This is a genomic window from Nocardia sp. CA-145437, assembly GCF_050956485.1.
In the GTDB taxonomy this organism is placed as follows: Bacteria; Actinomycetota; Actinomycetes; order Mycobacteriales; family Mycobacteriaceae; genus Nocardia.
Genome location: NZ_CP191204.1, coordinates 6,546,185 through 6,561,894, shown reverse-complemented (window position 1 = coordinate 6,561,894; position 15,710 = coordinate 6,546,185). Strand labels below are relative to the sequence as shown.

General features: G+C 71.5%; 1 protein-coding gene (cut by both window edges). It reads left to right on the top strand.

All 15,710 nt of this window come from inside a single coding sequence — locus ACQPYY_RS30440, non-ribosomal peptide synthase/polyketide synthase, on the top strand. Of the gene's 44,298 coding nucleotides, 12,051 precede the window and 16,537 follow it; the stretch shown corresponds to coding positions 12,052–27,761, spanning codon 4,018 (complete) through codon 9,254 (partial); the first codon wholly inside the window starts at window position 1. The start codon and the stop codon both lie outside this window.

The following is a 15,710-nucleotide window of genomic DNA, read 5'->3' as shown; positions in this document are numbered from 1 at the left end:
GTGCCGTCCATGCTGGCGGTCTTCGTGGCCGAACCGGCCGCGGCCGACTGCGTCAGCCTGACCAATGTCTTCGCCTCCGGTGAGGGCCTGCCCGCGCCGACCGCGCAGAAGCTGCGCCGGCTGACCGGGGCGCGCCTGCACAACCTGTACGGCCCGACCGAGGCCGCGGTCGACGTCACCTTCCACGAGGTCGTCGACGCCGACATCGCCTCGGTGCCGATCGGCGCGCCGGTCTTCAACACCCAGGTGTACGTCCTCGACGCGCGTCTGAACCCGGTTCCGGTGGGTGTCGCGGGTGAGCTCTATCTCGCGGGTGACCAGCTGGCCACCGGCTATGTGGCCCGCCCCGACCTGACCGCGGACCGCTTCGTGGCCAACCCGTTCGGTGACGGTGCGCGCATGTACCGCACCGGTGACCTCGTCACCTGGACCGGCCACGGCGAGCTGGAATACCTGGGCCGCACCGACTTCCAGGTGAAGCTGCGCGGTCTGCGCATCGAGCTCGGCGAGATCGAGTCGGCGCTCACCGCGCTGCCCGCGGTCGCGCAGGCCGTGGTCGTGGTCCGCCACGACGAGCGCACCGGCGATCAGCTGGTCGCCTACCTGATCGCCGCCGACGGCCACCTCGACCTCGACGCCGTGAAGGATGTTCTCTCCGAACAGCTTCCGGCCTACATGGTCCCGGCCGCCTTCATGGTGCTGGACGCCTTCCCGCTCAACGCCTCCGGCAAGCTGGACCGCAAGCAGCTGCCCGCGCCGACCTTCGCCGCCAAGACCTTCCGCGCCCCGGCCACCCCGGTGCAGCAGACGGTCGCCGGCGTCATCGCCGACGTGCTCGGCCTGGACCGGGTCGGCCTGGACGACGACTTCTTCGAGCTCGGCGGCAACTCGCTGATCGCCACCCAGGTGATCGCGCGCCTGTCCGCGGCGCTCGACGCCGACATCCCGCTGCGCGCCCTGTTCGAGGCCTCCACCGTGGCCTCGCTCGCCGCACAGCTGGAATCGCGCGTCGGCACCGGCGCGCGCGCCGCCCTGGTCGCCCAGGAGCGTCCGGAGTTGGTGCCGCTGTCGCTGGCGCAGCAGCGCATGTGGTTCCTGAACCGCTTCGACAACCGCACCGCGGTCAACAACATCCCGGTGGCGCTGAAGCTCACCGGCGCGATCGACCCGGCCGCCTTCACCGCCGCCCTGGGCGACGTGCTGGCCCGGCACGAGTCGCTGCGCACCGTCTACCCCGAGATCGAGGGCGACGGCTTCCAGCGCGTCCTGCCGCTGTCCGAGATCGACTTCGAGGTCCGGACCGAGTCCGTCACCCCGGCCGACCTGACCGCGCGCATCACGCAGCTCGCGAGCGTCTTCTTCGACGTCACCCGCGAACTGCCGTTCCGCGCCACGGTGCTGAGCCTCAGCGAGACCGAACACGTGCTGGTGCTGGTGCTGCACCACATCAGCGCCGACGGCGCCTCGCTGCGCCCGCTGCTGCGTGACGTGGTGGCCGCCTACCTGTCCCGCGCCGCGGGCGAGGCCCCGGCCTGGTCGCCGCTGCCAGTGCAGTACGCCGACTACACGCTGTGGCAGCGCGAGATCCTCGGCGCGGAGACCGATCCCGAGTCGATCGCCGCCCAGCAGATCGCCTACTGGACCACCCAGCTGGCCGACCTGCCCGAGCAGCTGGAGCTGCCCGCCGACCGGCCGCGGCCCGAGGTCGCCACCAATGCCGGTGGCATGCACGACTTCTCGATCGACGCCGACTTGCACCGCGCTCTCACGAGCGTGGCCCGCGAACACGACGTCACCCTGTTCATGCTGGTCCACGCGGCGCTCGCGGCCTGGTCCGCGCGCCTGTCCCGGGCCACCGACATCGCCATCGGCACCCCGATCGCGGGCCGCGGCGAACGCGCGCTCGACGACGTGGTCGGCATGTTCGTCAACACCCTGGTGTTGCGCAGCGAGGTCAAGCCGGACGCCGCCTTCCGTGATCTGCTCGCCCAGGTGCGCCGCACCGACCTGGCCGCCTTCGCGCACGCCGACGTGCCGTTCGAGCGGCTGGTGGACGTGCTCAGCCCGGTCCGCTCGCAGGCTCACCACCCGCTGTTCCAGGTGGCGTTGACCTTCGAGGCCGCCGGCGCCAAGGACGCGGCCGCGGTCGAGCTGCCGGACCTGGCCCTCGAGGTCGTCGAATTCGATCCGGGCACCGCCAAGTTCGACGTGCAGCTCACCGTGAGCGAGCACGCCGACGGGTCGCTGGGCCTGTCCTGGAACTACGCCACCGATCTGTTCGACGCCGAGACCGTCATCTCCTTCGCCGAGCGCCTGGTCCGCATCCTGCGCGCCGTCGCCGAGGACCCGTCGGCCCTGATCGGTGATATCGACCTGCTGGGCGAGGGCGAACGCCACGACGTGGCCGAGTACTGGGTCTCCGCGGGCGAGGACATCGTCGAGCTGGCCGAGACCGCGCGCGCCGCCGTCGCCGAGGCCGAACTGGCTGTCGCCGAAGGGATCTCGGGCATCGCGCCCGAGGTCGCGGCGCTGGCCGCGCTGGGCGGGGCCGCCGAGCGCCTGTCCAACCCCCTGGCCGCGCTGGCGAGCCCGTTCGCCGCGTCCGAGGCCACCATCTCGGGCCTGTTCGACCTGGCCGTGGCCGCTCACCCGGAGCGGGTCGCGGTGCGGTTCGGCGACGAGGAGCTCACCTATTTCGAGCTGGATCGCCGCGCGAACGTGCTGGCGCGCAGGCTGATCGGGGAGGGCGCGGGTCCGGAGTCGCTGGTCGCGGTGCTGCTGCCGCGTTCGGCCGATCTGGTCGTGGCGCTGCTGGCCGTGATCAAGACCGGTGCGGGTTACGTGCCGATCGATCCGTCCTACCCGGCCGACCGTATCGCCTTCGTGCTGTCGGACGCGAAGCCGACCAGCGTGATCACCGACTCGACCGTGCAGGTCGAGCTGCCCGCCGACCTGAACACCGTTCTGCTGGACGGCTTCTCGCTGGAGGCCGGGAACATCGTGGACGCGGCCGACGGCCCCGTCACCGATGCCGACCGCCGCGCGGCGCTGAACCCCGATCACGTCGCCTACGTCATCTACACCTCCGGTTCGACCGGCCGCCCCAAGGGCGTCGCGGTCGCGCACCGGAACGTGGTGCGCCTGATGGCGAACACCGATCGCGAGTTCGGTTTCGGACCCGACGACGTGTGGACCCTGTTCCACTCCTACGCCTTCGACTTCTCGGTCTGGGAGCTGTGGGGCCCGTTGCTCTACGGCGGCAAGCTGGTCGTCGTCGACTACTACGTGTCGCGCTCGCCGGAGCAGTTCCTGGAACTGCTGCGCCGCGAGCGGGTCACGGTGCTCAACCAGACGCCGTCGGCGTTCTACCAGCTGGCCGAGGCCGACCGCATCGCGGCCGCCGCCGGTGACCAGCAGGAGCTGGCCCTGCGCTACGTCGTCTTCGGCGGTGAGGCGCTGGAGCTGCGCCGCCTCTCGGATTGGGTTGCCCGCCACGGGGATTCCACCCCGTACCTGGTGAACATGTACGGCATCACCGAGACCACGGTCCACGTGTCGGTGCGGGTGCTCGACGCCGACACCATCGCCGCCGCCACCGGTTCGGTGGTCGGCCGGGCCATCGCCGGTCTGCGCGTGTACGTCCTCGACGACCGCCTGCACCCGGTGCCGGTCGGCGTCGCGGGTGAGATGTACGTCGCCGGTGCGCAACTGGCGCGCGGCTACCTGGGTCGCCCGGACCTGTCCGCGGCCCGCTTCGTGGCCAGCCCCTTCGGCGCGCCGGGCGCCCGCCTGTACCGCTCCGGTGACGTGGCCCGCTGGAACCGCTTCGGCGAGCTCGAATACCTGGGCCGCGCCGACGATCAGGTCAAGGTTCGCGGCTTCCGCATCGAGCTCGGCGAGATCGAGTCCGCGGTGCTGGCACAGGCCGGGGTCGCGCAGACCGCGGTCATCGTGCGCGAGGACCTGCCGGGCGATCAGCGCATCGTCGCCTACGTGGTGCCGCAGGACGGTGTCGCGCCCGCCGTGGACGCCGTCCGCGACGGCGCGGCCGAACTGCTGCCCGCCTACATGGTCCCGTCCGCCGTCGTGGTCCTGGACCGGATTCCGCTGACCGTCAACGGCAAGCTCGATCGTCGCGCCCTGCCGGCCCCGGCCGCGCAGGCTCGCGCCTTCCGCGCGCCGGAGACCCCGACCCAGGAGACGGTGGCCGCCGTCTTCGCCGAGGTCCTCGGGCTGGAACGAGTCGGCCTGGACGACGACTTCTTCGATCTGGGCGGCAACTCGCTCATCGCCACCCGCGTCGTGTCGCGCATCGGCGCGGCCCTCGACACCACGGTCGCGGTGCGCACCCTGTTCGAGGCGACCACGGTCGAGGCCCTCGCGGCCCGCATCGAATCGCACGCCGACGGCGCCTCGCGCGCCAAGCTGACCGCCCGCACCCGGATTCAGGGCGAGCTGGTGCCGCTGTCGTTCGCGCAGCAGCGCATGTGGTTCCTGAACCAGTACGACACCTCGTCGGCGGCCTACAATCTGCCGCTGGCCATCCGCCTCACCGGTGAACTCGACACCGCGGCACTGGAACTCGCGGTCGCCGATGTGGTCCGCCGCCACGAGTCGCTGCGCACCAAGTACCCCGAGCACGGCGGCACCCCGATGCAGGTGGTCGTCCCGGCCGAGGAGATCGCCCTCGACCTGCGGCCGGTCACGGTCGCGGCGGCCGAGCTCACCGCCACGGTGACCGCGTTCGCCACACTGGGCTTCAATGTGGCCGAGCAGGTTCCGCTGCGCGCCCGCCTGTTCCGGGCGGGCGGTGAGGACGCCACCGAGCACGTGCTCGTGGTGGTCGTGCACCACATCGCCGGTGACGGTTTCTCGATGTCCCCGCTGGCCCGCGACGTCATGGTCGCCTACACCGCGCGCACCCAGGGCGCGGTGCCCGGCTGGGCCCCGCTGGCCGTGCAGTACGCCGACTTCGCGCTGTGGCAGCGCGATGTGCTGGGCTCGGAAGAGGATTCGTCCTCGATCATGGCCCGCCAGGTCGCCTACTGGCAGCGCGTGCTCGGCGGCGTGCCCGACGAGCTGGCCCTGCCCACCGACCGCCCGCGGCCGGCCATCGCCTCGCACCGCGGCGCGACCCTGCAACGGACGCTGTCGCCCGAGCTGATCGCGGCGCTGGAAGACGTTGCCCGCCAGCGCGGTTCATCGCTGTTCATGGTGATGCACAGCGCCCTCGCGGTGCTGCTGGCCCGCCTGTCCGGTGGCGACGACATCGCGGTCGGCACCCCGGTCGCCGGTCGCGGTGAGGCCGCGCTCGACGACCTGGTCGGCATGTTCGTCAACACGCTGGTGCTGCGCACCGGCATCGAGCCCGGCGAGTCGTTCACCGACCTGCTGGACCGCGTGCGCCACACCGACCTCGACGCCTTCGGCAATGCCGACGTGCCGTTCGAGCGGCTGGTGGAACTGCTGGCGCCCGAGCGCTCGCAGGCCCGCAACCCGCTGTTCCAGGTCATGCTGGCCTTCCAGAACCTGGACCGCACCAGCATCGAACTGCCGGGTCTGACGGTCTCCACGCTGGATCTCGACGAGAACATCTCCCGCTTCGACCTGCAGTTCACGCTGTCGGAGCAGGACTCCGGCATGGCGCTGGCCCTGACCTACGCCACCGATCTGTTCGACGCGGCCACCGCGGCCGGGTTCGCGCAGCGCTGGGTGCGGGTGCTCGAGGCCGTCGCCGCGAACCCGGAGATCGGTGTCGGCGCGATCGACATCCTGGACTCCGGCGAGCGCGCCGATCTGGTGGCCCGGTTCGGCCTGCCCGCCGTCCCGGCGCGCACCCTGCCCGAGCTGATCGCCGACGCCGTCGCCATCGACCCCGCCGCGCCCGCGGTGGTGTTCGAGGGCCGGAGTCTGTCCTACGGCGAGCTGGATGCCCGCTCGAACCGCCTGGCGCGCTTGCTCATCGAGCGCGGCATCGGCGCCGAGGACCTGGTCGCCGTCGCCGTCCCGCGATCGGACGACTCCTACTTCGCCGAGTGGGCGGTGTCCAAGATCGGTGCGGCCTTCGTGCCGGTGGACCCGAACTACCCGGCCGACCGCATCGCCCACATGGTCACCGACTCCGGTTCGCCGGTCGGCCTCACCGTGGCGTCGGTGCGCGCGGACATGCCGGACTCGGTCGAGTGGCTGGTACTGGACGAGCTCGACCTGAATGCCTTCGCGGACACCGCGATCGCCGCCGACGAGCGGGTCCGCCCGCTGCGCCCGGAGCACCCGGCCTACGTCATCTACACCTCCGGCTCCACCGGTGTGCCCAAGGGCGTCGTGGTCAGCCACGCCGGTCTGGCCAACTTCACCGTCGAGCAGGCCGAGCGGTACGCGCTCGACTCCTCCTCGCGCGCACTGCATTTCGCGTCGCCGTCGTTCGACGCGTCGATGCTGGAATTCCTGCTCGCCATCGGCAAGGGCGGCACCCTGGTGGTCGTCCCGCCGGGCACCTACGGCGGCGAGGAGCTCGCCGAGCTGATCCGCCGCGAGCGCGCCACCCACGCGTTCATCACCCCGGCCGCGCTGTCCACCTTCGGACCGGCGGGCCTGGACTCGCTGCGCGTGCTGGTCGCCGGTGGTGAAGCCGTCCCGGCCGACCTGGTCGAGAAGTGGGCGGTTCCGTTGGCGGACGGCACGATGCGTGCCTTCCACAACGGTTACGGCCCCACCGAGACCACCATCATGACCAACATCAGCGACGCGCTGGTTCCGGGTGACCTGGTCACCATCGGCGGTCCCATCCGGGGCATGCAGTCGCTGATCCTCGACAACCGCCTGCGCCCCGTGCCGGTCGGTGTCGCGGGTGAGCTGTACCTGTCGGGCATCCAGCTGGCGCGCGGCTACCACGCGCGTCCGGGCCTGACCGCCGACCGCTTCGTCGCGAACCCGTACGTGGACGGCGCGCGGATGTACCGCACCGGTGACGTGGTGCGCTGGACCCCGGACGGCCTGGTCGAGTACGTCGGCCGCTCCGACTTCCAGGTCAAGGTGCGCGGTTTCCGCATCGAGCTCGGTGAGATCGACGCGGCGCTGGCCTCGCACGAGACCGTCGACTTCGCGGTCACCGTGGGCCACAAGAACGCCGCGGGCGCGACCTCGCTGGTGTCGTACGTGGTTGCCACGCCGGGTCATTCGATCGATGTGGCGACCGTGACCGCGCACGTCGAGCAGCGTCTGCCCGCGTACATGGTGCCGTCCTCGGTCATGATCATCGACCGGGTGCCGCTGACCCCGGTCGGCAAGCTGGACCGCCGGGCGCTGCCCGAGCCGGTCTTCGCCACCGAGGTGGTCTTCCGGGCCGCGCGCAATGCCCTCGAGCAGACCATCGCCGAGGTGTTCGCCGAGGTGCTGGGCCTGGAGCGGGTCGGCATCGACGACTCGTTCTTCGCGCTCGGCGGTGACTCCATCGTCTCCATCCAGCTGGTGTCGCGGGCCAAGGCGCGCGGCGTGGTGTTCTCGCCGCGCGATGTGTTCGAGCAGCGCACCGTGTCCGGTCTGGCCGCCATCGCGGAAGCCTCGGACGGCCAGAGCGATTCGGCCCCGCAGCTGACCGAGCTGCCCGGCGGCGGCGTGGGTGTCATGCCGCTGACCCCGGTGGTCCGGTTCATGGCGGGCCGGCCGGGCGAGTTCGGCCGCTTCAACCAGACCATGGCCCTGGAACTCCCGCACGGCATCGACCGCGCGGGCATCGCCGCCACCGTCGGCGCGGTCATCGACCGCCACGACATGCTGCGGGCGCGTCTGCGCCGGGTGCCGGACGCGGACTGGATCGTCGAGACCGCCGCGCCCGGAACCATCGACGCGGACTCGCTGATCGACCGCACCGGGTTCGACGCCGCCGTCACCGACGAGCGGCTGTTCGAGATCGCCGCGGCCGCACTGGATGCCACGCTCGACAAGCTGGATCCGGCCGCGGGCCAGGTCATCCGGTTCGTGTGGCTGGAGCCCTCGGACGACAGCCGCGCCGGACGCCTGATCGTCGCCGGTCACCACCTGGTGGTCGACGGCGTCACCTGGCGAATCCTGGTGCCGGACTTCGTCGCCGCCTGGGGCCAGCTGTCCGCCGGGCAGACCCCCGAGCTGGTCGCCCCCGCCACCAGCATGCGCACCTGGGCGCACGCCCTCGAGCGGGAAGCCGCCACCGAGGAGCGCGTCGCCGAGCTCGCGTTCTGGCGCGACGTCGTCGAGAGCCCGGACCCGCTGCTCACCGAGCGCGCCATGGACCCGGCCGTCGACGTCACCGCGACCATCGTCAAGCACCGCGTCGAGCTGTCGGCCGAGGCCACCCGCTCGTTGCTGACCACCGTGCCCGCCCTGTTCCACGGCGGCGTGAACGACGGTCTGCTGACCGCGCTCGCCTTGGCGGTGGCCAAGTTCCGCGCCGGCAAGGGCCTGGGGGAGAAGGCCGGGGAGCAGAACACAGCCCTCGTCCGCCTGGAAGGCCACGGTCGCGAGGAAGAGGTCGTGCCCGGCGCCGACCTGTCCCGCACGGTCGGCTGGTTCACCGCCATCTTCCCGGTGCGCTTCGACCTGTCCGGCATCGATGTGGACGCCGCCCTCACCGGCGGCGCGGCCATGGGCCGGGCCCTCAAGACGGTCAAGGAACAGCTGCTCGCGGTGCCCGACAAGGGCATCGGTTACGGCCTGCTGCGATACATGAACTCCGACACCGCCGCCCAGCTGCCCAAGCAGCTGCCGGGCCAGGTCAGCTTCAACTACCTGGGCCGGGTCAACGAGGGCGACGTGCCCGAGGCGCTGCGCGGCTTCGGCTGGATCCCGGCGGCCGACCTGGCCGACCTGGCGGGCTCCTACGACGCCGATATGCCCGCCATGGCCCCGATCGACATCAACGCCATCGTCGCGGGCGACAAGCTGACCGCGCAGATCGGCTACCCGAGCACGCTGATCTCCGCCACGGAGATCGCCGAGTTCGCCGCCCTGTGGGTGTCGGCTCTGGAAGCCGTTGCCGCGCACGCTGATTCGGCCAAGGGCGGGCACACCCCGTCCGACTTCGGCCTGGTCCGCGTCACCCAGCGCGACATCGACGGCTGGGAGAAGCGCTACGGCTCCCTGCACCAGGTGTGGCCGCTGTCCGCGCTGCAGGCCGGTCTGCTCTTCCACGCCCAGCTGGCCGCCACCTCGGTGGACGTGTACACCGCGCAGGCGGTGCTCACCCTCGAGGGCCGCGTCGACGCCGACCGGCTGCGGTCGGCCGCGCAGGCGCTCATCGAGCGTCACGAGATCCTGCGCACCGCTTACGTGAACGACGCGTCCGGCGTGCCGGTGCAGGTCGTCATCGACGGCGTGCGGGTGGCGTGGACCAACCACGACCTCACCGATATCGCCGACGCCGACGCCCGCGCGGCCCGGGCGGCGGAGATCATCGCCGAGGACCGCGTCCAGCGCTTCGACCTGACCGCGCCGCCGCTCATCCGCTACACGCTGGTGCGTACCGACGCCCACAGCTACCAGCTGGCCGTGGCCAACCACCACATCCTGCTCGACGGCTGGTCCATGCCGCTGCTCATGCAGGACCTGCTGGTGCTCTACGCTACGCACTCCGACACCGCGGTGCTGCCGCCGGTGCGGTCCTACCGCTACTTCCTGGAATGGGTTGCGCAGCAGGATCGTTCGGCGTCGCTGGCGGCCTGGCAGAAGTCGCTGCTCGGCGTCTCCGAGCCGACCCTGCTCACCCGCCCCGACACCGGCCGCGAGATCACCGCGCTGTCCGGCGAGTACTTCTTCGACCTGGACGAGGCCGCGACCGCGCGCCTGACCGGGCTCGCCGCCGAACTCGGCGTCACCCCGAACACCGTGCTCCAGGTCGCCTGGGGCATCCTGCTCGGCCGCCTCACCGGCCGCGACGACGTGCTGTTCGGCACCACGGTGTCCGGTCGCCCGGCGCAGCTCTCGGGCGTCGAGTCCATGGTGGGTCTGTTCATCAACACGGTGCCGGTGCGGGTCGCCTTCGACCCGGCCGAGGCGGCGAGCACGCTGCTCACCCGCACCCAGGGCGAGCAGGCCGACCTGCTCGACCACCACTACGTGGGTCTGGCCGACATCCAGTCGGTCGCCGGCATCGGCGGACTCTTCGACACCCTGGTCGTGTTCGAGTCCTACCCTGTCGACGCCGACGGCATCCGGTCCCAGGCCGCGGACATCGACGGCATGGCCGTCACCGGCCTGGACGCCGCGGACGCCACCCACTATCCGCTCACCCTCATCGCCCAGCTCGACACCCGTCTGCGCATCCGCGCGGGCTACCTGCGCGACCTGTTCGACGAGGCCACCGTCGAGCGCATCGCGGACCGCCTGATCCGGGTCCTCACCGCGATCACCACCGATCCCGCTGCCGCCGTGGGCGATATCGAGCTGGTCGACGCCGCCGAGCGCACCCAGGTCGTCGAGACCTGGAACGAGACCGCGTTCGATGTCGAAGCCGTGCTCACCGAGCACAAGGCCGAAGCGGCGACCCTGGTCGCCATGTTCGAGGCGCAGGCCGAGCGGACCCCCGACGCGATCGCCGTCGCGTTCGAGGGGACAGCTCTGTCCTACGCCGAGTTCTCGGAGCGCGTACACCGCCTGGCCCGCTGGCTCGTCGAGCGCGGCGTGGGCGCGGAATCGTTCGTGGCGCTGGGCATGCGGCGCTCGCTGGACCTGGTCGTCGGTATGTACGCCGTCGCCGTCACCGGCGCCGCGTACGTGCCGCTGGACCCGGACCACCCGGCCGAGCGCACCGAGTACATCCTCGAGACCGCCGACCCGGTGACCGTGCTGACCTCCGGCGAGGACCTCGCGGTCGACACCGCGCAGGTGCGCATCGACAAGCTGGACCTGTCCAGCTACTCGGCCGCGCCGCTCACCGACGCGGATCGCCGGGCGCCGTTGCGGGATTCGAACACCGCGTACGTGATCTTCACGTCGGGTTCGACCGGTCGTCCGAAGGGTGTGGCCGTGCCGCATGCGGCGATCGTGAACCGTCTGGTGTGGATGCAGGCCGAGTACGGTCTGACCGCCGAGGACGTCGTCCTGCAGAAGACCCCGGCCACGTTCGACGTGTCGGTGTGGGAGTTCTTCTGGCCCTTGCAGATCGGCGCGAAGCTGGTCGTCGCGAAGCCCGAGGGCCACCGCGATCCGGCCTACCTCGCCGACCTCATCGCCCGCGAAGGCGTCACGGTCACCCACTTCGTGCCGTCCATGCTGGCGGTCTTCGTGGCCGAGGAATCGGCCGCGCGGTGCACCAGCCTGCGCATGGTCTTCGCCTCCGGTGAGGCGCTGTCGCCGAAACCGTCACACAAGCTGCGCGAACTGACGGGCTCGGCCCTGCACAACCTGTACGGCCCGACCGAGGCCGCGGTCGACGTCACCTACCACCAGGTCGTGGACGCCGACACCGAGACCGTGCCGATCGGCCGCCCGGTGTTCAACACCCAGGTGTACGTGCTGGATTCGCGCCTGCGCCCGGTTCCGGTCGGCGTCGCGGGCGAGCTGTACCTCGCCGGCGACCAGCTGGCCCGCGGCTACGTGGCGCGACCGGACCTGTCCTCGGATCGCTTCGTCGCCAACCCCTTCGGCGACTCCGCACGCATGTACCGCACCGGTGACCTGGTCACCTGGACCGCGGACGGCGAGCTGGAGTACATCGGCCGCACCGACTTCCAGGTGAAGCTGCGCGGTCTGCGCATCGAGCTCGGCGAGATCGAATCCGCGCTCACCGCACTGGATTCCATCGCGCAGTCGGTGGTCGTGGTGCGCCACGACCCGCACGCCGGTGACCAGCTGGTCGGCTACGTCATCGCCGCGGCGGGCCGCAGCGTGGACGTGGAGGCCGTGCGCGCCGAGATCGGCGAGAGCGTGCCGTCCTACATGGTGCCGTCGATCCTGATGGTGCTGGACGAGTTCCCGCTCAACGCCTCCGGCAAGCTGGACCGCAAGGCGCTGCCCGCGCCGGTGTTCGAGGCCGCGGTGTTCCGCGCCCCCGTCACCCCGGTCGAGCAGATCGTGGCCGGTGTGTTCGCCGAGATCCTCGGCCTGGAGCGAGTCGGTCTCGACGACGACTTCTTCGCCCTGGGCGGCAACTCGCTCATCGCCACCCAGGTGGCGGCGCGCCTGTCCGCAGCGCTGGACAAAGCGCGGGGAGGCGGAGCGCAGCTGGGTGTGCGTGAGATCTTCGAGTCCTCGACCGTGGCCGCGCTGGCCGCCAAGGCCGAAACCCATTCCGGTTCCGGCACCCGCCTGGCGCTGGTCGCGCAGGAGCGGCCCGAGCGGCTGCCGCTGTCGCTGGCCCAGCAGCGCATGTGGTTCCTCAACCGGTTCGATCCCGAATCGGCCGTGGACAACATTCCGGCGGCCGTGCGGCTGTCCGGTCTGGTGGATCGCCAGGCCCTGCAGATCGCCGTCGCCGACGTGCTGGCGCGGCACGAGTCGCTGCGCACCCGCTACCCCGAGATCGACGGGCACGCGTACCAGGAGATCGTCCCGACCAGCCAGGTCATCCCGGACCTGACCCCGGTCGAGGTCTCCGAGGCCGCGCTGCCGCAGGCGCTCTCGGAACTGGTGCTGACCGGCTTCGACGTCACCGTGGACGTGCCGTTCCGGGCCCGCCTGTTCGAGGTCAGCCCCACCGAGCACGTGCTCGCGCTGGTGGTGCACCACATCTCGGCCGACGGTTTCTCCATGGGCCCGCTCACCCGGGACGTCATGACCGCCTACGGCGCGCGCGTCGAGGGTGGCGAACCCGGCTGGCAGGTGCTCGACGTCCAGTACGCCGACTACGCACTGTGGCAGCGCGAGGTGCTCGGTGACGAGCGCGACGCCGAATCGGTGATCTCCCAGCAGATCTCGTACTGGCGGGAGTCGCTGCGCGGCCTGCCCGACCAGCTGGACCTGCCTTCCGACCGGCCGCGTCCGGCCGTGGCCTCGGGCCGCGGCGCCACCCACGTGTTCGACATCGACGCCGAAACCCACGGCGCGCTGGCCGAACTCGCCCGCACCCGCGGCACCACGCTGTTCATGGTCATGCACTCGGCGCTGGCCGTGCTGCTGTCGCGCCTGTCCGGCGAGTCCGACATCGCCATCGGCACCCCGGTCGCCGGTCGTGGTGAACGCGCCCTCGACGACCTCATCGGCATGTTCGTCAACACCCTGGTGCTGCGCACCGAGGTGGACGGCGGCGCCGGCTTCACCGAACTGCTGGACGCGGTGCGCGGCACCGACATCCAGGCCTTCGGCCACGCCGATCTGCCGTTCGAGCGCCTGGTGGAGATCCTCAACCCGGCCCGTTCGCAGGCCAGGCACCCGCTGTTCCAGGTCATGCTGTCGTTCCAGAACACCGGCATCACCGAACTGGAACTGCCCGGCCTGACCGTCAGCGCCGTCGAACTGCCGATCGACACCGCCAAGTTCGACCTGCAGCTGGTGCTCACCGAGAACGCCGCCGCCCCGCGGTCCGGCATCACCGCCGAACTCATCTACGCCACCGACCTGTTCGACGCGGCCACCATGGCGCGCTTCGCCGACCGGTTCGACCTGCTGCTGAAGGCCGTCGCGGCCAAGCCGGAGCGGGCCGTGGGCGATATCGACCTGCTGGTCGGCGGCGAGCGCACCCGCGTGCTGCGCGACTGGAACCGCACCACCGCCGACGTCGTGTCCGTGGTCGCGGAACTGACCTCGGGCACCCTGTCGGCCGAGGACACCCCCGCGGGCGAGACCGTGCGCAGCGCCTCCGGCGACGCGGGCGAGACGCTGGTCGCGCTGTTCGAGGCCCAGGCCGAGCGGACCCCCGAAGCGACCGCGGTCGCGTTCGAGGGCACAGCTCTGTCCTACGCCGAGTTCGCGGGCCGCGTGCACCAGCTGGCCCGCAAGCTCATCGAGGCCGGCGTCGGCCCGGAGAGCATGGTGGCCCTGGGCATTCGCCGCTCGCTGGACCTGGTGGTCGCCATGTACGCGATCGTCGAGGCCGGTGGCGCGTACGTGCCGCTGGACCTGGACCAGCCCGCCGACCGCATCGACTACGTGCTCGAGACGGCCCGGCCGGTGTGCGTGCTCACCACCGAGCGCGACGGGTTCACCCACGCCACCGTGCCGACCCTCGCCGTGGACACCGCGGACCTGTCGGGTTACTCCGACGCCGCGCTGACCGACGCGGATCGCTCCGCGCCGCTGGATGCTTCGAACACCGCGTACGTGATCTTCACGTCCGGTTCGACCGGTCGCCCGAAGGGTGTGGCCGTGCCGCACTCGGCGATCGTGAACCGCCTGGTGTGGATGCAGGCCGAATACGGCCTGACCGCCGACGACGTGGTGCTGCAGAAGACCCCGGCCACGTTCGACGTGTCGGTGTGGGAGTTCTTCTGGCCCCTGCAGATCGGCGCGAAGCTGGTCGTGGCCAAGCCGGACGGACACCGCGACCCGGTGTACCTGGCGGAAACCATTGCCCGCGAAGGCGTCACGACCGCGCACTTCGTGCCGTCGATGATGGCCGTGTTCGTGGCCGAGCCCGCCGCCGCGCGGTGCACCGGCCTGCGTCTGGTGTTCGCCTCCGGTGAGGCGCTGCCCGCGACCACCGCTCAGCAGCTGCGCCGGGTCACCGGCTCGGCCCTGCACAACCTGTACGGCCCGACCGAGGCCGCGGTCGACGTCACCTACCACCAGGTCGTGGACGCCGACACCGAGACCGTGCCGATCGGCCGCCCGGTGTTCAACACCCAGGTGTACGTGCTGGATTCGCGCCTGCACCCGGTCGCTCCCGGCATGGCGGGCGAGCTCTACCTGGCCGGTGTGCAGCTGGCGCGCGGCTACGTGGCCCGCCCCGACCTGTCGGCGGACCGCTTCGTCGCCAACCCCTTCACTCCGGGCAAGCGCATGTACCGCACCGGTGACCTGGTCACCTGGACCGCAGACGGCGAGCTGGAGTACATCGGCCGCACCGACTTCCAGGTGAAGCTGCGCGGTCTGCGCATCGAGCTCGGCGAGATCGAGGCCGCGCTCACCGCGCACCCCGCGGTCGCTCAGTCCGTGGTGGTGCTGCGCTCCGACGCCCGCACCGGCGACCAGCTGGTCGCCTACGTGGTCCCGGCCGACGCCGCGACCAGCGAGCCGATCGCGCTCGACGCCGACGCCATCGATGTGGAAGCCCTGCGCGCCCACCTCGGCGAGCAGCTGCCCTCATACATGGTTCCGGCCGCCTTCGTGGCCCTGGGCGGATTCCCGCTCAGCGCCAACGGCAAGCTGGACCGCCGCGCCCTGCCGGAGCCGGAATTCGCCGCCCGCGCATTCCGCGCCGCCGCGACCCGGGCCGAGGAGATCGTGGCCGAGGTCTTCGCCGAGGTGCTCGGACTCGAGTCCCCGGTCGGCGCCGACGACGACTTCTTCGAACTCGGCGGCAACTCGCTGATCGCCACCCAGGTCGTCGCCCGCGTGGGCGCGGCCCTCGACACCCGGATCCCCGTCCGAGCCCTGTTCGACGCCCCGACCGTGGCCGCCCTCGCGGCCCGGGTCGAGGCGCAGGCGGGCACCGGCAGCCGCCGCGCCCTGGTGGCGCAGGCCCGCCCGGACGAGATCCCGCTGTCGCTGGCCCAGCAGCGCATGTGGTTCCTCAACCGCTTCGACACCGCCTCGGCCGTCAACAACATCCCGCTCGCGGTGCGCCTGACCGGCGACCT